We start from the raw sequence: 20,409 nt of genomic DNA, 5'->3' as shown, positions 1-20,409 counted from the left end.
ATGTTTAAAAATGAGTGTCATGCGGAGTGTTTAAATCCGGGGCCTCTGAAGGATGTATGACATTAACGCTTATTGTCATCCTGAGTGTTTAAATCCGTGGCCTCTGAAGGTGAAATGACATAGATTTGCTGAACCGTGCAGTGTGGCCGACCGAGTTATAGTGCTTATTGCCTGTTGCTGAGTATGGTTCCGAAGCAAGAGTCTGAAGGTATGGTACGATCCCTTGTGTGGGTGATTTGTCCGATGGGTAGCCTGTCTTTTCTTTAAACTCCTTCGGGCACGGTTTAAAAAGCGTTATAAGTATGGAAAAGATGCATTTTCATGCGGCAGGTATAGATATTGGAGCCCGCAAGGTATTTGTGGGTCTTGAAGGCCAGCCGGTTCGTTCGTTTGAGACTTTCACCAGTGATCTGGTATCACTTAAGAACTATTTATTGGAGCATAAGGTAAGTACAGTGGCAATGGAAGCCACAGGAGTATACTGGTATGTACTTTACGATATTCTTTTAGATGGGGGATTGGATGTGTGGCTTGTTGACGGAAGACAGACCCGCCAGTTACCAGGCAGGAAAACAGATGTAAAAGATTGTCAGTGGATACAGCAATTGCATAGTTATGGCTTGCTGAACCGCTGTTATGTATCCGAAGGTCATATCAAAGAATTGCGTAGTTATCAGCGCCTTCGTGAAGATCATCTTCGGAGTGCGGCCATGCATGTGCAACACATGCAGAAGGCCCTGATAGAAATGAATATCCGTTTGCCGGAGGTATTAAGCCAGGTCCATGGAGTAAGCGGGATGGCGTTAATCGATGCGATACTGCAAGGCGAGCGAGATCCTGATAAGTTGTTTTCACTTTGCCATAAAAAGATCAGGGAGAATAAAGGGGAAGAGCTATTGAAAGCCCTGCAAGGTCATTATACAGCGCAAGGGCTTTTTTCATTAGGTCAGGCCTATAAGGCTTATGGTTTTTATCAAGGCCAGATAATGGAATGCGACAGCCAGATTGATAGTGTTTTACAACGGATCAACAGGGATAAGAACCTGCCGCCGGGAATAAGCGAAGGAAAACGCAAGGCGATCCGTCACAACAAACCTCATATCAACAACCTGGGAGATCATCTGTTAAAAATATTTGATGGTAAGGATGCAACTAAACTTCCGGGTATTACAGATTACAACTGGTTACAGTTATACACAGAGGTGGGTTCGGATCTTAGCCGATGGCCAAGTGAAAAACATTTCACAAGCTGGCTTGGTTTATCTCCCGGCCAGGACCGTTCAGGGAAAAAGAACAAAAGTAAAAGTAAGGGTAAACCGGCCGTTGGGCAAATATTCAAACAAATGGCCCATGGATTATTGAACAGCAAGTATATCGGCTGGGGTTCATTTGCAAGAAGATTAAGAGGCAGAAAAGGTCCGGCAATAGCTATTAAAGCAACGGCCAGAAAACTGGCCGCTCAATACTGGCGTTTAATTGTAAAAGGAGCCGACTTTGTGGAAAAAGGGCTGCAAGCCTATGAAAATATCATTAAGGAACAGAAACAAAGGCGATTAGAAAAACTCGCCTTTGAATTAAATAGGGAACTTGTACCTGCTTAAATTATTATGTCATGGGTAGGAACGAAGGATCTTCTTCGCCCTGCTTAGCGGCTCTGTATCTTGCAGAAGATTCTTCGCTACACTCAGAATGACAGGCGTTTTTTAAACTTGTCATGGGTAGCTTGTCGAAGCATGGTGGTTAGGGCATCTGCGCGCGACCCTTCGACAAGCTCAGGGTGACAGGCCATCCCGCCTAATGTCATACATCCTTCAGAGGACTCGGCTTTTACCTACTTGCAATGACGCTTTGGCTAACACTAACAGCTTTGCGGCTACAACGTACACACACCACTACTTAATTCCTATGAATATGCAAGCCGTTAAATTGCTTTTTACCATTTTCATAGGATGTGTTGCCCAGGGCAAAGCGCGGATATTTTTTGCTGTATTTTTTAAACACGCTGTCGGGCTGCTTTTCACCGTTTACAATCAGTTCTTCACCGTTAAATGAAAGCTCATGCAAAGCTTCCTCATTGGGAATAATATGATCAGCTACCAAATCACCTGTCATCTGTTTTAGCAGCCGTTGATCTTCGGCGGCGCGTTCCTGATCTTTTTGGCCTGAATCTGATCTAAGTGCGCCTGTTCCTGGTCGTGTTTAGCTTGTACCCGATCTCGACTGGCCTGTTCCTGATCACGTTTGGCTTGCTCCTGATCGCGGGAAGCCTGCTCCTGATCGCGTTTGGCTTGTTGCTGGTCGCGCGAGGCATCTTCCTGTTCAACTTTTGCTTGTCGCTGATCTCGCTCTGCCTGTTCCTGATCGCGTTTAGCTTGTGCCTGATCTTTTTTTGCCTGGATCCTGTCTTTCCTGATCTGCTCGCGGATAGCCGCTATAACCGTACTATATTCGTTCCATTGGGTTGATGGGATAATCTCAGCGTCGACTGCCAGGGCCACCAGCTTGTTGTTCGCCAGCTCCATTTGGTAGGTTTTACCCTTCCAGTTAGTTTGGATGCGTTCGCGCCCCTTACCATCAAAAGTATCGTAATTGTTATAGGCGTTGAAGGCCGTTTTTTTCCCGGTTTCTGCGCATTTGCCGCAGTTGTTAACGCCGTTGCTGCTATCAGCAACAGGGCACTCCTTAAATAATTGGTTTTCATTTTTCTGTTGATTTAATAGTTTAAAACTTGGGCAATAGATTTCCCTTCCGCCCAAGGGAAGGGCAGTTTAAAAATTGATTGTTAACATAATTGATTATTACATAGTCCGGCCAATAAAGCAGGGTGCACCTCTGCTCTAACTACCAAATAAGAAATGTACCTGCTTAATTCTGAACGCTTACTTTGCTTTTTATAGGTTCTGTTTGGGGTTTACTTACCTGTGCCTGGTCACGGCGCGTCTGCTCCTGATCGCGCTTAGCTTGTACCTGGTCCCTTTCGGCCTGTTCCTGGTCAAGTTTAGCCTGCGCCTGATCCCGCATGGCTTGTTCCTGATCACGTTTGGCCTGCTCCTGGTCGCGACGAGCCTGGTCCTGATCTACTTTGGCATGTTCCTGATCCCGGCGGGCCTGTTCCTGCCCGCGGTTATATTCGGTTTTATCGGCCGAAACTTGCTGGCTTTCTTTTTCGGCCCGTTGTTTTGCGAGCTTCGCATCAGCTTCAAGCTGCTCCTGTGGAGAACGCGGCTCAGCATTAGCCATAATCACATTTTCATTTGCAGCAACAGGCTTTTGAGCTACCGCAATGTTTCTGTACTTTGGGTGTTTTGGTTTATCGACAGATTTAACGGGTGCAACCGGCTGTACACCTGCAGATGGTGTGATATGCCGCTCCTGTTTATACACATAAGTTTTATCATTACCGGGATTATTAACTTCCCGGATCTGTGCGATGGTCGCCGTAGCTATTATTGCCGAAAGGATAACAACACCGCTTATCAAAAATGCTTTATCACCCTGGCTTACCGTTTTGTTTTTATTACCAAGGATGCGGCTTACCCTTTGCAACAGCTGGTTCTTTTTACCGGGGAACGCAACCGCATAATTTGCTCCGTAAAGCGAATGTTCTTTAAAGCTGATCAATGCCTGTATAAAATCGCGTTTGTTTTTTGTTTGGGCGAGGGCGATATCATCGCAGCAGTTTTCCCGCTCATCCCGAAGCAGGGACGAGATCCACAATAAGCCGGGATTAAAGAAAAATACGGTTTCGGCAATGGTTTGTAAAAAGTTAACGAAATAATCATGCCTGCGGATATGGGCCAGTTCATGCAGCAACACCGCTTCAACCTGTTCGGGCGGCAGCCCTGCCAATAAACCCGCCGGGATCAGGATTACCGGTTTCAGGTGCCCGATAACCATGGGTATTTTCACATAACCCGATTCAAGCAGCCGAATAGCCCGCTTCAATTGCAGTTTTTCGCAAAGCAGCTCAACCCTGTTTTTCCAATACCCGACAGGTTCGGATACCTGCCTGTGTTTGGCGGTATGGATAAATATGAGCCCGCGCATCATCCTTACAGAGCGGAACAGGAAAAACACAAACCACAGCAGCACAACCATTGGTGCATTGACGGTAAAATAACCGATACAGGTATTGGCAAAATTCCGGATCCCATCAGCATTAAGGTTTAATAGCTGCGATGCACGATTACCTATAGCATTACCAAACGCCGCAGTTACAGGTTGCCTGTTCCATTCCCAAACAAAAGTGAACAGACAGCTCCCTATAAACAGTAAAAACAGTACAAGCACCAGGTTGTACCTTACTGCCGCGCTTGCTTTTTTGGTCAGGAACATCACCACCGCACTCATAACCGACAACAACAGCCCCTGCCACAGCGAATGGATCAGCATCCAGCTAAAAGCCTGTATCAGGCTGTGGGAAATGGTGTTGGTGTTAAGGAGCAGGTACATATCTGTAAAGTTTAATTATTGATCGTCCATGTTTTTGAGCAGCTCTTTTATTTTTCTGAGTTCTTCGGCCGATGTTTTGTCGTTGCCCAACAGGGCTACAATCAAATCGCTCGGCGAACCATTATACATCGAATCAACAAAACGGCCAAGCATATTACCTTTCACCCTGCTTTCCTCAACCGCGGCGCTGTAAACGTGCTTCATATTGGTTTCATCGCGATTAAGCATCCCCTTCTCTTTCATTACCTGCATCAGCTTAAGGGTGCTTGTATAAATTACCGCTTCCTTTTGCTCGTTAAGCTTATCATGCACAAACCTCACTGTCGACGGGCCATGGTGCCACAACACCTGCAAAACGTCCATTTCTGTTTTGGTTGGCGTTAAATCAGCAGTAATATCCTTTTTAAACAAACTCATAAACCAAAGGTATGTATTAAAAACGTACGTTACAATAGCTAAGTTATTTTTCTTGAAAAAAAATTCCTCTAAAACAAAACAACCACCCTAATATTAAGGTGGTTGCAAATTATAAATATAAGATCAGTTGTTTAAAAACTCTTGGCGAAGGTTAATCCAACCCTTCCGTCCTGGTAAGTTGGCAACAATAAAGAGTTGTTGTTTTTCCCTTTCTCATTTCCCCCACGGAATACGCCATTACGGATAAGCGGGTACAGGTAATAAGCCGCTTTGGTTGACAGGATACCAAAACCAGCTCCTGCTATGATGTCGCTAAACCAATGCTTGTTGTTATATACACGCAAAATAGCAGTGGTAGTTGCAAACGCATAGCCCACACCACCGTATATGGGCGACCGGTCGCCATATTCCTGGGCCATAAACTCGGCAGAAACAAAAGCGTTACCGGTATGGCCTGAAGGGAACGAAAACTTATCTGAGCCATCGGGCCGCTCACGGTGGGTAACACGTTTTAAGCCAAAAGTGGTACCGGCAAATATGGCTTCAGAAAGCACGAGCAGCATAGTACGGTCTATAAATGTATTTTTACCATGAACACCAGCCAGGTTAAGCGCATAAACGGACACTATAGGCGCGTATTGCATGTAATTATCAACCTTGGTATGGAAGCCGGGATGATCCTTGTTCATATCATTCCGTACGCGATAATCAATATTACGTATAAATCCCACTTTAAACGATAACAGGCCATAAGTGATAAAAGCCGCGGGCGGTATGTATGACGGAAACCTACTTTGAAGATGCTTAACCGTATCGGGCAATGTCAGGATATTCCTGGCCGAATCTTTCTGCAAAGAATCCCTTTTTACAGCATCTTTTTGTAATGTATCCTTAACCTGGGCATATGATGACAGCGAGAACGAAGCTGCCAATAGCATCGAAATAAAATAAAACCTGAACTTTTGCAAAGAAATCCCCCTTATTAAGCGCTGATAGCAGCAATTATACAATTTAATTCTGTAGAATTTCTGAAGCGCGTAAACAATAAATTAACACGCTGTTAACGTAAATTAAGTTAAATATGTTGTACGTGATTTAAAATTGATTGAAAGGCCATGCCCGCATTTTAATTGTTCTTTTTACAATAAATAAAATTACCTATGTTTGATCTATACTCCTTATAAACCACCAAACTACCTGAATGAAGATCATCAAACTTGTCCCCTGCCTTTTATTATTTATCAGCGGCCGCATTTTTGCCCAGGACCAGGCCAATATCACCATCAGCCTAAATAATAAAATTGGCGATATGTACCCCTTTTGGGCATGGTTTGGCCACGATGAGCCTAACTATACCTACATGAAGGATGGCCGTAAACTTTTGTCGGAGTTGGCCACTTTGAGCCCGGTACCGGTACGCATGCGTGTGCACAACCTGCTTACCACAGGCGATGGCACAGCCGCGTTAAAGTGGGGATCAACCAATGCCTATACTGAGGATGCCAGCGGCAAACCTATTTATAACTGGCACCTGGTTGACAGCATATTCGACACTTACATTAAACTGGGCATGAAACCTTATGCCCAGATAGGTTTTATGCCCGAGGCCTTGTCAACCCACCCCAAACCTTATCGCCATTATTGGAAACCCGGCGATAACTATGATGATGTTTACACAGGATGGGCGTACCCTCCCAAAGATTATAATAAATGGGAAGAGCTTATTTATCAATGGGTAAAGCATTGTGTACAGCGCTACGGCCAAACCGAGGTTGAAAGCTGGTACTGGGAAGTGTGGAACGAACCAAACATAGGCTACTGGAAAGGTACTATGAAAGAGTTCTTTAAGCTGTATGATTATGCTGCCCATGGCGTAAAACGTGCCCTGCCTACCGCGCACGTGGGCGGACCAGAAGTTGCAGGTGGCTCAAGTCCCGGCGGGATGAAGTTTTTGAACGCATTCATTAAACATTGCATTGCCGACACCAACTATGCAACAGGCAAAATAGGTTCGCCTATTGATGTGATCTCTTTCCATGCCAAAGGGCAGCCTACGCTGATCAATGGCCGGGTGCGTATGAACATGGCCCCGCAGATCCGCGATATCAGAGAAGGCTTTAAAATTGTAGCATCATATCCCGAAACTAAAAACACCCCGATAGTGATAGGCGAATCGGACCCGGAAGGTTGCGCGGCCTGCGGTATGGCTACCAATCCCTCAAATGCTTACCGCAATGGCACCATGTATTCGAGCTATACAGCAGCTTCCATAGCCCGCGAATACCAACTGGCCGACTCATTAGGTATAAATTTTATGGGCTCCGTATCATGGTCGTTCGAGTTTGAAAACCAGCCCTGGTTTTATGGCTTCCGCGATTTGGCTACAAACGGAGTTGATAAGCCGGTACTTAACGTTTTCCGGATGCTGGGCATGATGAAAGGCAAACGCCTGAAAGTAACCGGCGACCAGATGTATTCGCTTAAAACCGTAGCTGATTCAAGCATCAGGGGAAATAATACAGATATTGGTGCTTTGGCAGCCGCAGATAAAAAAGAAATGACCGTATTGCTGTGGAACTACCATGATGATGACCTGCACGATGCAGGGAAAACCGTAAAGATCAAGATAGGACACCTGCCACCCACCTTTGTAAAACTAACTCAATACCGCATAGATGATGAGCATAGCAATGCCTACGAAGTGTGGAAAAAGATGGGTTCACCGCAAAAACCTACAGCTACGCAAATTAAGGAACTTGAAAAAGCAGAGCAATTACAACAGTTTGGCAAACAGGTTACGCTACAAGCTAAATCAGGGCTGGCAGGTGCCACTGTATTGTTACCAAGGCAAGGGGTGGCTCTTTTAAAGTTTAGCTGGTAAGCAAACAGCATCTATCAAACTATAAAATTGTTCCAGCCTGCCTAACCGTAATACTTTTGATAAAGTATCGAGCGTATAGGTGGGTGGTTTATCGGTAAAATCGCCAATCCTCTACTTTTTTATAATAAGGTCTTCCCTGGCCGCCCACATACCAATATCCTGTTTAGTGAGCGCGGCGGCCATCAGATCAGGAAATTTATCGGGTGTGCAGGCAAAAACGGGCACACCCATATCGGCCAGGAACTGTGCATTGCCATGATCATACGATGGTGAGCCGTCATCGCTTAAAGCAAGCAATACTACCAACTGCACACCTGCCGCAACCAGTTCTATCACACGACGGCGCATTTCGGCAACGTTACCTCCTTCGTAAAGATCGGTAATGAGCACCAATACGGTATCCGTAGGCCGGGTAACTATTTGCTGGCAATAGGTTAAAGCTGCATTGATATCCGTGCCACCACCTAATTGCACGCCGAATAATAACTCAACCGGGTCGGTCAATTCTTCAGTTAAATCGGCAACGGCGGTATCAAAAACCACCATTTTAGTTTTTACAGCTGGGATAGAAGCCATAACGCTTCCAAAAATCCCCGAATAAACCACTGATGATCCCATCGATCCGCTTTGGTCAAGACACAGGATCACATCTTTTAATGATGAGCGCTTACGACCGTAACCAATCCTCGTTTCGGGAATAATAGTTTGATATTCGGGTTGATAATGCTTAAGATTTTTAAGAATAGTTGCCCCCCAGTTTATTTCATTATGCCGCGGCCTTGTATTGCGGACACTACGATTTAAACTACCGGTTATGGCCTGGCGCGTGGGCTCGGCTAACTTTTTTACCAGTTGGTCAACAACTTTACGTACTACCTGCCTGGCGGTATCTTTTGTTTTGTCGGGAATAACGCGGCTCAATGTCATCAAAGTTGCTACCAGGTGAACATCCGGCTCTACATTTTCCAACATCTCCTTTTCAAACAGCATTTGGGTCAGGTTCAAGCGCTTTAATGCATCCTGCTGCATTACCTGTACTACGCTTGATGGGAAAAAGGTACGGATATCCCCCAGCCAACGGCTTACATTCGGTGATGATGCACCGAGGCCTCCGGTTCTATCGCTGTCATACAAAGCTTCAAGTGTGCGGTCAACCTTAAGGTCGGCATCATCAAGGCTAAATCCGGTGCCTTCATTTTGATTACCGCCCAGTATTAACCGCCATTTGCGCAGGTGCTCCGGTTCAATTTCCATTTGTGTCGTTAATATTTATGGTTAAACCCAATAATTGCATTATAACCGGCAAACCTTGCTTAGCTCTTTCGGCATCAAAATTAGCGCTGATATTTGTATGCTGATGCCCCGTCCCACCGCCGGATCTGGCCTTTTCGCCAAACTTTCTCCTTTCAGGATTGGTAAAATTGGCAAAGGTGCGGCGCAGTAAAGGCAGCACTTGCATAAAGACCTCATCGGCAAGGCTGGCTACCCAATTGTCGATCACCTGCCAAAGGTCCTGATCAAGCAACAATAAAGTACCGCTGCCTTTCAAAAAGCCTTCGAGCCAGGCTGCGGCGATGACCGGAGCCGTGGCCGATGACATAGCAAAACTGAAATACTGCATCAGTTGATCGCCCTCCAATTTGCGGGCGTCATGCAGTAAACGGGTACTATATCCTCCTATAACCGGCGAGGTGTTTTTATTAGCTGCTATAGTCAACAGCGTTTGCTGCCACATGCTAATTATGCCCATATCCTGCAATAGGTTAATGCCATCGTTCAGTTTAAAAAACAGTTCCAGCAGCTTTTGAGAGGCATCTTCATCAATAGCGATACAGGCATTGGGCAAACTGATACAAACGCGGGTAATAATGCTATTGATAATGCTGATCACCAATTCGGCATCTGTTTTGCGTACATTGCCGTACCTTGCCACGGTTATCAGGCCGGGCACTACTTCCATCATTTCGATAACGTCTGCAGAGGCTGCAGCCAGATTATTAAGCTGACTGATCAGCGCTTCAATGGCTCCCGGCAATTCTGCCGGAATCGTTTTTTCAAGCAGATCGCCTATAACTTTCAGTTCCCTTGCTTCTTTTGCCTGGTTGAGGACGCTATTCGCGGCCGCTTCAGCTACGGTATTGCCCAAATTGCCGCGTTCAATAATCTCCACCGAATAGCCGGGGTCCCATTGCAGGCGCCATTGCTCTTTAAAAGTACCCTTACCGCTGGTGTATTGCTGCCTGCCCCAATTAATGTCCAGTAATTGCAGGCGGTGCAGGAAGATACTCCGCTCCAGGTCGGTATCTTTCCTCAGGTCGAGTGTATAATCTTTGTAATCAGCTGTTGCGGGCAGCCTTAATTTCTTTTGTTGTTTTTCGATATCGAGTTGCAACGGCGGTTTCGGAATCTCAACCGGCACCTCGCCTATCTGGTGGCCAACTATTAATTCGTCATGTACCAGTTTTAGCAAAATGCTCTCGCCGTTACAAAGCACGCTCAGCGTGGCCTCATTCAGTTCCTCTAACCCTACTTTGGGCAAACCCCGCAGTGAAGCGAGCGCACCGGCCAACCTTACCGCTTCAATAATATGGGCAACGGAGGTATCCATCTGCTGCTTACGGAAAAGTTGTGCCACCTCGGCCATCCACAAGGTACCATCATCATGCGGATGGTTCCAGATATGGTTGTACCACCCCGGCGAATTGATACCAGCACCGTAACCGCTACGGAAGCTTAAACGGTTAAAAGTCCAGGGAATCCAGGTACACTCTGTTTTTACCTTTGGCAGCCCTTTCAGTATTTCATTATCATCTTTTTGCGATGATTTCCATTGCAAGGCAGGCGCATGCCAGGCACCACAGATTACCGCTATGGTATGAAACATCTCCTTTTCGGCCTGGCGGATAGTACGGCGCATGTATGCTTCGCGCATCTGTTCAAGCTTTTTATCCTTTTTAGGAAAACTCTCGCGGAGCGCCTGCATAGCTTCAGATACCGCATCAAAAACCTCATCGTTATTATTGCGGTACTCAAACGTATGCTCCCACCATTTTTCATCGTCGGCAAAGCTGGCGGCATCTGCCAGGTAACTTATCGGACTTTTATAGAGTTGCTCAAGGCTTTGTCCCTCGCTATTGATCTGATCTGTATCCGGCTCTTGTTGTTGTTCAACAACCTTTTGCTCCTTTTCAACAAGCATCTGGTTACCGGCAGGGAGATCCATAAAACGCACGTGGATATTTTGCCTGCGGGCATAAACAATTGCCTGCCATTCGGGCGAGAAATCGGCAAAGGGATAAAATACCGAGCGTTGCGGGTCATCCGGCTGATAGCAAAGCAGCGCTACTGGTGGTTTCAAACCTTCGTTGCTTACCCATTGCAGCATGGCATCAGCTTCCGGCGGCCCCTCAACCAAAACAATATCGGGCCTAACCGTTTCCAGAAAAGCTTTCACGTTACGCGCCGAACCCGGCCCGTGGTGCCTTATGCCTAAAATATGTACTGCCATTGGCTTAAGGTTTTTTGATTACAGATCGCGGCAGGCACGGTAAATGTCGGCCCAATCGGTACGTGGTTTTACTACAGTTTCCAGGTATTCCTGCCAAACCAGTTTATCCTGCACCGGGTCTTTAATTACCGAACCGATAATGCCCGCGGCAAGATCTGCTGCCTTCAATTGTCCATCGCCAAAATAAGCAGCCATTGATAAACCGCTGTTGACAACGGAGATAGCTTCGGCAGTACTTAAGGTACCTGACGGCACTTTGATCTTGGTTTTGCCATCAAGCGTAACGCCTGCACGAAGTTCACGGAAGATGGTCACTATCCGGCGGATCTCCTGCAATGCCGGCGGTTCGGCCGGCAGTTCCATTACTTTTTCAAAGCTTTCAACCCGGCGGCGTACGATGTCTATCTCCTCTTCCACCGAATCAGGCAAGGGAAGGATGACGGTATTGAAACGGCGCTTTAACGCGCTTGATAATTCATTTACACCTTTATCACGATTATTGGCTGTGGCTATGATATTAAAACCTTTAACGGCCTGCACTTCGATATTAAGCTCAGGCACGGGCAGCATTTTTTCAGAAAGAATGGTGATCAGTGTATCCTGCACATCGGCGCCGATACGGGTAAGCTCTTCTAAACGAACTATCTTGCCTTCTTTCATCCCGCGCATTACTGGCGTTTCTACCAACGCATCCGGCGATGGGCCCTGTGCTATCAGACGGGCATAGTTCCAGCCGTAGCGAATAGCCTCTTCACTGGTACCAGCTGTTCCCTGGATAATCATGGTTGAATCGCCACTTACAGCCGCTGCCAAATGCTCACTCACCCAGCTTTTTGCTGTACCGGGCAAACCGTATAATAACAGGGCACGATCTGTTGTGAGCGTAGCTACAGCAATCTCCATTAAGCGGCGGTTGCCAATATATTTTGGCGAAACCTCAAAGCCATTCTTCAGCTTTCCGCCAACCAGGTAGGTTACTACCGATTGAGGAGAAAGTACCCAGTTGGCCGGACGCTTATCACCGTCCTGCTTTTTCAATTCTTCCAGTTCGTGTGCAAATAATTGCTCTGCATGCTGACGTAATATCTGTGACATGTTAAAGTTTTTATGCGTTAAAGGCTTTAAGCGTTTGCTGTTTTAAGTCGAGTAAATTAATTAAGTGATTGCGGGTTTTGTCCCAGGTTGGCTGGAGGTTAACCTGCTGTGATGTTATGTTTTCGACATGTTTCAAAGCCCCGACAGGGACCAGGCTGATATACCGGGTAAAAAAACCACGATTATATTCGTAAGGCCAGTTAGCCATTTTAAGCAGGGCTGCAACCGCAAACTCGGTGCCCCATTCATCACTAATGCGGATGGCATGTGCGATTGTATTTTGCGGATCGTTGCTCAAGGCTTTCAGCAGGTATTTTTCCTGTTCCCTGCCGCTTAGCATTTCAACAAAATCCGGGTAGAACATATTTTGCCCGAGAAAAAACGGCACCCAATTCTTTTGCCCAAACTTTGCTACCGCATTGGCCAAAGCCGGTACCATAGCAGGTGCATATTTTTCAAAATATTCAACTATCTGAATGGGCGTTGCTTCAAACTGATCTTCCCAAAACGCAGGCGGCACGCTGCTGATGAGCTGATAAACAACATAGTTTTCGTCAGTTACCGTACTTTTAGGCCCCGATAATTTTTCGATGCCCGATTTGTAGATGCTTTCGTCAACTACGGCGGGAAGTTTTATTTGGATGGAAGTTTTGGTAGTTAAACCTAATAAGGCCTTTTCTTTTTTAGCGATACAGATTCACGTAGCAACTGCTGATACTGTTTAACAACCGACAGACCAGAAATACTTTTGAGCAGGGCCAAAGCTTCATCTTTAACCTTTTGCCCTTTTTCGTTGAGCAAGCCCTCCAACCATGGCAGGTCATTAGCATTACTATTCACTTTCATGGCTTTAAGCAATTCCAATTTACCGGCTGCATTCTCCTGCTCCCACGTTTGCTGCAGCCATTCTAAAGCTTTGGCGGGCTCACTCAGCCTTAAGCTTTTCAATATTTCTGAACGCTGGGCTGGCGTACCCATTTGCCATAGTTCCTCATCGGCTATAGTAGTAAACCAGTTCCACATAAGGTTCATTTTGCTAAGCCAAACTCCCCTGTTACCACTGCATTCAATAACAACTTTGCGCAATGCCATCTCCTTTTGTGCTTTTTCAAATACGACCGGCAATACATCAGGCAATAGTAATTGCCCTGATTTACAGCATTGCATTAACCACAATTGTAGTAATTGATCGTTCTCCTCGCCCAATATGGCGTTCAAAACCCCGGCGGCTTCGGGTGAACAGTACGGTCTTGTTTCTGCAGGCGCTTTATTAGCCGGCAGATCATTTTTTTGAAAGGGTACAAAACCCGATTGCCTGTAATTGTAGATCACAGCAGCTTTTTGCAGGTAGCGTTCTTCTTTATCTAAGCCTGCTGAGGCCTCTATCACATTAGCGATCAGGGCTACTTCTTCCGGCAAATCAGCAATAGCAGGTGTAGGTTTATCAGTACCCAGCATTGCGGTGTTTATGATACTTTCCCAGGCCTTCATCAGATACTTTTGTAATTATTTTGATGCCAAACGCCAATCGGGCGATATTCATTTTCTCTACCGATGACGGCCATGTTTACCGGGTCGCCTCCGCTTATGGCAATCAGTTGCCAGATGTTGGTATAACTTGCTGATATTTTACAGAGGCAGCCTTCGCTATCCTGTAGCCACCATTGCTTTTGGTAAAAAACCGGTGTTAGCGATGCTATAACAAGGGGCATTTCGCTGCGAAATGGCAAACGACTGTTTAGTATGGTTTCATAACCGGCAACTTGCTGCCAGCCTGCAAATGTTTTTATGTTAACGTTATCGATTGGCCTTATGATATTATAATCCTTAACGATAGCACGATACGGCAGGGCCGACGGGAAATACACCAGGGTAGCATCCAGGTATATTCCCGGCGAAAAGTTAAGCGGCGGGAATTGCCCTTTAACCGTAAATTGCAGCACCAGCGCATACCTGTTGGTTTTTAAACCGTAAAGCCAGTTTTGCTCAATGGTTAGTTGCTGCTCATCGCGGCTTTCCTTTCCAATAACAAGCCAGGTATCACTTACACCTGTTTGCGCCCGCAGCTCTTCCTGGTTGGTGGTGAAACCTATGACAGCGCGTAAATCCTGCTGCAAATCCGGGTCAATATTTTGAATGTTATTGTACCCCTCTGCAACTAAATATAATTGGAGTAATTTATCTATGAAGCCACTTTGCCAGCCTTCGTTCCAAAAGTTGGTAGCACCAAGGTTCCTCACCATACCAGCCAATCCCGATGCCTGGGCATCAACCATACGGCGGGCCATGTTATCCCAGTAAGCCGGCGTTTTTTCGGGGATGGTTAAAATTCCGCCGCGTACAATATCCTTGATCCAAACCATTAGTTCGGCTATCCCTGCACTTACTTTTTCTTCACGTGCCTGTACACGTTTAGCCTGAGCGCTTTCATCTACAGGTTTTTCGTCCGCCTTTTCAACTTTTTTCTTCTTTTTCGGCTCGTTTGTTTATCCAATCGCTTACCCAGGCAGGCATTGTTGATTTGGCAAATAAGCCTGGTTGCCTCGCACATAAAAGCATTAAGCCTAAGCCATGCTTACATGGAAATTTACGACTGGGGCATGAACATTTAAAGGCGATAGCTCCAAGATCAACCTGAGTTTGGTAAGGTTTGCTGCCGCTACCCTGGCATTCGCCCCAAAGGGCTTCTTCACTAATACCTTTACTTCCCCATTTGGCCGGGTTAGCCAAATCACGACCTGCTTTTTTTGAAGCTTCATCAGGTGCGAGAGCGTATATCTGATCTTCTGTTAGCTGCAAAACTTGTGATGTTTAGTAAAAAAACGGGTTAGGTTTCTCGTTCCTAAAATCAGGATAAAATAATTAGCTGTCAACCCGAAAATAAACAAAAACCCTCCTCCGGTAATAACCGAAAGAGGGCCAGTCAACCTAACATAACCTGGGTAACCCGGGTGTTTGTTAGTTCATATTAGTTAATCGTTACATTAAGTGCGAAATTATAAAGCAAACCCGTAGGCTAAACGCAGGCCAACCATACCAAAATAATCCTGATTAGCACCCGAAAAGTTTTCATAGCGTACACTTACATCCCAGGTTTTATTGGCCCAGCCTATACCAGGCGAAAGATCAAGTCTGTGCGGGCCCCAGCCTTCTTCCAGTTTTTCGTAAGCGATACCTGCTTCGCCGGCAACATATACACTTGGTACAAAAAACTCTTTGAAACCAAATTTAATCGGAATTTCGCCATAGCTTGGATAGCGTTTACCCGTAGCAGGATTTTCTTTCTGAAAAAAATGATACCCGCCCATAGTATAAGTAAGCGCAAAACTATTGCTTATACCATATTGTAAACGGGCTGTACCACCTAAGGTAAAAGTAGTGCCAATTTTTGCTACACCTGTAGGCAAGCCGGTTTCAATTCCTAAACCTAAACGGAACGCATTTGCAGGAGTGGTTTGCGCTTTTACCGTATTTGAAAAAAACAGTGTTCCTGTCACAAGGGCCGCTGCTGTTAGCTTTGATAGTAATTTCATGTAGTAATATGTTTGTGTACATAATGATTACTACCATTTTAGCAAAGGCGTTGCCTCGGGTTGCAGTTTTTTTTATAACGGTAAGATATCTACCTGCAAAACACTACTCTTTTATATAATGCACCCCGAGAACACCATCGGCGAAAGTTGTGCTTTTTTCCAGTTTAAGTTTTATTTCCGCATTAGGAAACAACGGAACACCGGCGCCAAGCACTATCGGGTTTATAAACAGCCAAAATTCATCAATCAATCCTTCCTGCATCAAATAACGGGCAAGGCCGGGGCTGCCGAACATGATGATCTCGCTGCCTTCCTGTTTTTTGAGGTCTGAAATCCGCGCCTTTACATCGTCACTGATAAATTTAATCTTATCGGTATTTTGCCCGGCAGCATTTTCAGACACTACATACTTAAGTGTATTATTATACCATGTAGCGTGTTCAATATCATGTTTTGAGGGGTTTGGCCCATCGGCTGCTGTTGGCCAGTAGGCATCCATCATTTCAAAAGTTCTACGACCATACAGGGCGGTGTCAGCTACCTGTGTGCGGGCGTTGGCATACTCAAACAGCTCATTGCTCACTTTGATCCAGTCCATAGCGCCATCAGTGCGGGCAACCATACCGTCGAGTGAAATGTGCATAAACAATACTAAATTTCTCATAATATCAGTGGTTATATTTTTTATATCAAAATTAAACTGGTGCTCGTTCGTATGCAGGGGGCTAAAGCGACTTTTGAAGGGTGTAAATATGACTATAGTAAAAAGGCCATGCTCCCGCACGGCCTTCTGTTATCAATTATAAATTACTTTACAACGTAGCCATATCAATTACAAACCTGTAACGCACATCGCCTTTTTCCATACGGTCATAAGCAGTGTGAATATCCTTGATATCAATCATTTCAATATCCGAAACAATGTTATTTTCGGCACAGAAATCAAGCATCTCCTGGGTTTCTTTGATACCGCCAATACCCGAACCGGCTAAACTTTTACGGCCACCCAATAAACTGAACGCAGCAATCTCAGCCGGTTTAGGGGGAACACCTACGCAGATATGAACACCATCGGTACGTAATAACGATAGGTACATGTTAAAGTCATGCTCGGCCGATACGGTATCCAAAATAAAATCGAAGGAGTTTTTAGCTGCTTCAACCTGTTTTGGATCGGTAGTTACCACAAAGTGGTGAGCACCTAATTTTTTAGCGTCTTCTTCTTTCTTGGGAGATGTACTTAATACCGTAACATCGGCACCAAAGGCAACACCAAATTTAACCGCCATATGGCCTAAACCACCTAAGCCAAGCACGGCAAGCTTATGGCCTTTGCCTACTTTCCAGTGCCTTAGCGGCGAGTAGGTTGTGATGCCGGCGCATAATAGCGGGGCAACGGCGGCCAGATCAACCCCTTCCTTAAGGTGCAGCACAAAATCCTCATTAACAACAATGGTGTTTGAGTAACCACCATAAGTAGGTGTTTTATGATCCTGTTCAAGGCCATTATAAGTTTGCGAGTTGCCATTGAGGCAATATTGCTCAAGGTCGCGTTTACAGTTTTCGCATGTACGACATGAGTCAACCAAACAGCCGGTGGCGGCAAGGTCGCCAACTTTAAAACCTTTTACATGCTCGCCAACTTTAACTACGCGGCCAACAATTTCATGTCCGGGCACCATAGGAAAAATGCCGGGGAACCAGTCGTTTTTGATCTGGTGCAAATCGGAGTGGCAAACGCCGCAGTACAAAATATCAAACTGTACGTCATGAGCACCAACTTCGCGCCTCTCAAAAGTCCAGGGGGCAAGCGGTGTATTTTCATCTTGCGCAGCATACGCTTTAGTTTCAATCATAGTAGTAAACGTTAAGTAGTGTGAATGATGATTTATTGAGTTTGGAGAGGATCTCCTCTACAAATGTACAATGATAATTTTATAAATATCGGCCAAGCATGGGTTGAAATAAAAAAGTGACACATGAGGGGATAAATATTAACCACAGATATTCGCAAACCTTTAATTTAGCATATAGATTAACACCGCATGAAGATAGCCATTGCCACCCCACCTTTTCCGAAATCAATTAATGATGGTCTGCAACAAGCCGAAAAGCTGATTAAAGATGCAGCGTCACAACAGGCAGAGGTTATCTGTTTCCCTGAATCATATATACCTGCATATCCGGGTATGATAGCCGATCCGGAGCCAACATCGCCGGCAATATTGCGATCGGCGCTGGATGAAGTATGCAGGATGGCCGCCGAAAATAATATTGCGGTAATTATGCCTATGGATTGGTACAGCGAAGACGGGCTTTTAAACATTGCACATGTAATATCCAAAACCGGCAACGTGCTTGGATATCAAACTAAAAATCAATTAGACCCATCGGAAGACGCCATTTGGGTTCCGGGCACCCAGAGAAGTATTTTTGAAGTGAATGGCTTAAAATTTGGCATTACCATTTGTCATGAAGGGTTCCGTTATCCCGAATCGGTAAGATGGGCGGCACGCAATGGCGCGCACATTGTTTTCCACCCTCATTTTTCGGGCAGTAATACTGATGGGGTATTGCTTACCGAATGGGGCAGTATGGCAAACCCCTATTACGAAAAAGCCATGATGATGCGGGCGCTGGAAAACACCATCTACTTTGCCAGTTCTAATTATGGTTCGCTTTACCCGGAATCAGCAAGTTCGGTCATAGCGCCGGATGGTACGTGTGTGGTTTACCAGGCTTATGGAACAACCGGTGTAATTATAGCCGATATTGACCCGCAAAAAGCTACCGGCTATCTGGCTAAAAGATTTAAACCACAGTTATACAATTACTAAAAGCGCCGATATCTTACCCATTATTTGAATTTTGTAAATAATGGATTGATTTATCCAAACCCTTCCTCTCCTATCTGTTTTACTTTTGTATCAAAACAAAAGAAATGGAAAACAGAAATAAAATTGCCGTGGTTACCGGCGGCAGCCGTGGCTTAGGCCGGGACATGGCCTTAAGGCTTGCCGAAAAAGGAATAGATGTTATTATAACCTACAATACCAATACAGAGGAAGCAGCAAAGGTGGTTAACCTTGCAGAACAAAGCGGCGCAAAGGCTGCTGCATTGCAACTCAATACTGGTGTAATTAAAAGCTTTGACGCATTTACCGAAAAACTGCGCGAAGTTTTGACGGATAAATTCGGCACCGATCATATCGACTTTTTAATTAATAATGCCGGGCAAGGCGGTTACAGCGCCATTAGCGATGTTACCGAGGAATTTTTTGATGATTTATTGAACGTGCACTTTAAAGGTGTATACTTTTTAACTCAAAAACTGATCCCGTTGATGGCAGATGGCGGTGGGATTGTCAACGTATCATCCGGGCTGACGCGGGTATCAGTTCCGCGTTCTTCGGCGTATGCATCTATGAAAGGCGCGGTAGAAATTTTCACCCGTTACCTGGCTAAAGAACTCGGCGGAAGAGGTATCCGAGCTAATGTGGTTGCCCCCGGCGCCATCATGACCGATTTTGGCGGCGGCCATTTGCGCAATAGCCAAGAAACCCAAAAAATGGTAAGCAGCATAACTGCATTGGGCAGGCCAGGTGTTGCGGAAGATATCGGCGGCGTAGTAGCTTTCCTTTGTACTGAAAATGCGCGTTGGGTTAATGGCCAGCGTATTGAAGCATCGGGTGGTATGGCAATTTAAATGAGAAATATCTTGATTAGCCGGGTACCTCGTTAAATTAATGAGGTACCCTTTTTGTAAGGGGTTGGCTGTATATTACAGAAGGTGCCAATAATGCGCCTCTACAACAGGTGATTTATTTTAATATTTCCAATATCACAATCACCGCGTTATTGCTTAATGCTTCCATGTCAGCCTCTTCCACCTGCCATAACGCCAATCCGTCACGCTCATGCATCAGGCGACCCTGCAGCTCAAAAGCCCCGGCAAGCACAAATGCGTAAAACAATGAACTACTATTTTGCAGTTGATAAAAGGCATCTATCCTGCCACCAAATACCCCGATATGTAATCGAAACGGATATATTCCGCAGGTTGGAACCAAGTCAATCAATTCGTTTGCCCTGCCCGTAAAATCAAACTTAAAAACCGTATCACGATGCGGGTTTATTATATCATTATCCTTTAGCTGAAAATAAATGTAATTGATCCAATCGCTTTTATAAAGATTAGTTAATTCAAGACGCTCACCGGCAACAGCATAACCTACAAACAGCTCTCCAACATCAATCAGGCGGATATCTCCATTTACCCTTTTTAACAACAACTCACCGGTTACCGGCATTAAAACAAACCAGCCCGAGTTTTCGACAGCTACATCAATTGAACTACTACCGGCCAGCATTTCATCATTCCATATCTCCAGCCTGCCAAAGGGCTTACGATGCTCGTTAAAATAGTTACCATAATTGAAATTACTGTAACGAAGCAGAGTTGCGGTTTTGCTGAAACCTCTCTGGTCGGCCAAATGTATTTGTCCCGGTGAGATCTTTTCCAT

At 45.4% G+C, this 20,409-nt stretch carries 20 protein-coding genes; 4 read left to right on the top strand and 16 right to left on the bottom strand.

Translation table 11 applies throughout. The features are described 5' to 3' along the window. The first annotated feature begins 302 nt into the window (after nt 1-302). Nucleotides 303-1,601 carry an IS110 family transposase gene (locus ACQ86K_RS08370; RefSeq protein ID WP_431199432.1) on the top strand — a complete coding sequence of 433 codons (1,299 nt, stop codon included), beginning with the start codon at nt 303-305 and terminating at the stop codon, nt 1,599-1,601. Between the two features lie 295 nt (nt 1,602-1,896). Here the strand turns inward: ACQ86K_RS08370 and ACQ86K_RS08365 are convergent, their stop codons facing one another. From ACQ86K_RS08365 to ACQ86K_RS08345, 5 genes are all read right to left on the bottom strand, one after another. Beyond that, a complete protein-coding gene (locus ACQ86K_RS08365; RefSeq protein WP_431200164.1) occupies nt 1,897-2,112 on the bottom strand; it encodes a hypothetical protein in 216 nt (71 codons plus the stop codon). Nucleotides 2,113-2,117: 5 nt separating this feature from the next. Further along, complete coding sequence (locus ACQ86K_RS08360; protein ID WP_431200163.1) at nt 2,118-2,756, bottom strand: hypothetical protein; 639 nt, start codon at nt 2,754-2,756, stop codon at nt 2,118-2,120. A gap of 109 nt (nt 2,757-2,865) precedes the next feature. Continuing rightward, on the bottom strand, nt 2,866-4,452 hold the full coding sequence (locus ACQ86K_RS08355; RefSeq protein ID WP_091163329.1) for a M56 family metallopeptidase: 1,587 nt from the start codon (nt 4,450-4,452) through the stop codon (nt 2,866-2,868). 15 nt (nt 4,453-4,467) lie between these two features. Continuing rightward, on the bottom strand, nt 4,468-4,869 hold the full coding sequence (locus tag ACQ86K_RS08350; RefSeq protein WP_091163328.1) for a BlaI/MecI/CopY family transcriptional regulator: 402 nt from the start codon (nt 4,867-4,869) through the stop codon (nt 4,468-4,470). Nucleotides 4,870-5,000: 131 nt separating this feature from the next. Further along, the gene (locus tag ACQ86K_RS08345; RefSeq protein ID WP_129571901.1) at nt 5,001-5,837 is read right to left on the bottom strand and encodes a phosphatase PAP2 family protein; all 837 of its coding nucleotides are present in this window, start codon (nt 5,835-5,837) and stop codon (nt 5,001-5,003) included. Nucleotides 5,838-6,070: 233 nt separating this feature from the next. On the opposite strand from ACQ86K_RS08345, the gene ACQ86K_RS08340 reads away from it, so the two are divergent. After that, nucleotides 6,071-7,750 (top strand): GH39 family glycosyl hydrolase, encoded by a 1,680-nt coding sequence (locus ACQ86K_RS08340; protein WP_431200162.1) that lies wholly within the window; start codon nt 6,071-6,073, stop codon nt 7,748-7,750. 111 nt (nt 7,751-7,861) lie between these two features. Here ACQ86K_RS08340 and ACQ86K_RS08335 read toward each other — a convergent pair whose 3' ends face one another. The 10 genes from ACQ86K_RS08335 to ACQ86K_RS08290 form a co-directional block, all read right to left on the bottom strand. Beyond that, nucleotides 7,862-9,004: a VWA domain-containing protein gene (locus ACQ86K_RS08335; protein WP_091163325.1), complete on the bottom strand. Its 1,143-nt coding sequence runs from the start codon at nt 9,002-9,004 to the stop codon at nt 7,862-7,864. Continuing rightward, on the bottom strand, nt 8,994-11,258 hold the full coding sequence (locus tag ACQ86K_RS08330) for a DUF5682 family protein (RefSeq protein ID WP_431200161.1): 2,265 nt from the start codon (nt 11,256-11,258) through the stop codon (nt 8,994-8,996). Before ACQ86K_RS08330 ends, ACQ86K_RS08335 begins: the two co-directional genes overlap by 11 nt. 18 nt (nt 11,259-11,276) lie before the next feature. Further along, a complete protein-coding gene (locus ACQ86K_RS08325; protein WP_091163323.1) occupies nt 11,277-12,353 on the bottom strand; it encodes an ATP-binding protein in 1,077 nt (358 codons plus the stop codon). Between the two features lie 10 nt (nt 12,354-12,363). Further along, complete coding sequence (locus ACQ86K_RS08320; protein WP_431200160.1) at nt 12,364-12,873, bottom strand: hypothetical protein; 510 nt, start codon at nt 12,871-12,873, stop codon at nt 12,364-12,366. 143 nt (nt 12,874-13,016) lie between these two features. Continuing rightward, nucleotides 13,017-13,844 (bottom strand): DUF5691 domain-containing protein, encoded by an 828-nt coding sequence (locus ACQ86K_RS08315; RefSeq protein WP_431200159.1) that lies wholly within the window; start codon nt 13,842-13,844, stop codon nt 13,017-13,019. Beyond that, a complete protein-coding gene (locus ACQ86K_RS08310; protein WP_431200158.1) occupies nt 13,844-14,716 on the bottom strand; it encodes a hypothetical protein in 873 nt (290 codons plus the stop codon). Before ACQ86K_RS08310 ends, ACQ86K_RS08315 begins: the two co-directional genes overlap by 1 nt. A 91-nt stretch (nt 14,717-14,807) precedes the next feature. After that, nucleotides 14,808-15,152, bottom strand: a complete 345-nt coding sequence (locus tag ACQ86K_RS08305) for an SWIM zinc finger family protein (protein WP_431200157.1) — start codon at nt 15,150-15,152, stop codon at nt 14,808-14,810. A gap of 197 nt (nt 15,153-15,349) precedes the next feature. Next, the gene (locus ACQ86K_RS08300; protein ID WP_091163320.1) at nt 15,350-15,886 is read right to left on the bottom strand and encodes a hypothetical protein; all 537 of its coding nucleotides are present in this window, start codon (nt 15,884-15,886) and stop codon (nt 15,350-15,352) included. 103 nt (nt 15,887-15,989) lie between these two features. Further along, nucleotides 15,990-16,550, bottom strand: a complete 561-nt coding sequence (locus tag ACQ86K_RS08295) for a dihydrofolate reductase family protein (protein ID WP_091163540.1) — start codon at nt 16,548-16,550, stop codon at nt 15,990-15,992. 148 nt (nt 16,551-16,698) lie between these two features. Further along, nucleotides 16,699-17,742, bottom strand: a complete 1,044-nt coding sequence (locus tag ACQ86K_RS08290; protein ID WP_091163319.1) for an NAD(P)-dependent alcohol dehydrogenase — start codon at nt 17,740-17,742, stop codon at nt 16,699-16,701. A 189-nt stretch (nt 17,743-17,931) separates the two neighbouring features. On the opposite strand from ACQ86K_RS08290, the gene ACQ86K_RS08285 reads away from it, so the two are divergent. Together ACQ86K_RS08285 and ACQ86K_RS08280 are read left to right on the top strand one after the other, a co-directional pair. After that, a complete protein-coding gene (locus ACQ86K_RS08285; RefSeq protein ID WP_091163318.1) occupies nt 17,932-18,723 on the top strand; it encodes a carbon-nitrogen hydrolase family protein in 792 nt (263 codons plus the stop codon). Between the two features lie 104 nt (nt 18,724-18,827). Continuing rightward, on the top strand, nt 18,828-19,592 hold the full coding sequence (locus ACQ86K_RS08280) for an SDR family NAD(P)-dependent oxidoreductase (protein WP_091163317.1): 765 nt from the start codon (nt 18,828-18,830) through the stop codon (nt 19,590-19,592). A gap of 115 nt (nt 19,593-19,707) precedes the next feature. On the opposite strand, the gene ACQ86K_RS08275 is transcribed toward ACQ86K_RS08280, so the two are convergent. Beyond that, nucleotides 19,708-20,409, bottom strand: coding sequence for a hypothetical protein (locus ACQ86K_RS08275; protein WP_091163316.1), 702 nt, complete (start codon nt 20,407-20,409; stop codon nt 19,708-19,710).

Origin of the sequence: Mucilaginibacter sp. P19 (genome assembly GCF_050632265.1) — a bacterium.
GTDB lineage: Bacteria > Bacteroidota > Bacteroidia > Sphingobacteriales > Sphingobacteriaceae > Mucilaginibacter > Mucilaginibacter gossypii.
Note: the sequence above shows the minus strand (reverse complement) of the source record. Positions and strands in the feature narration are given on the sequence as shown.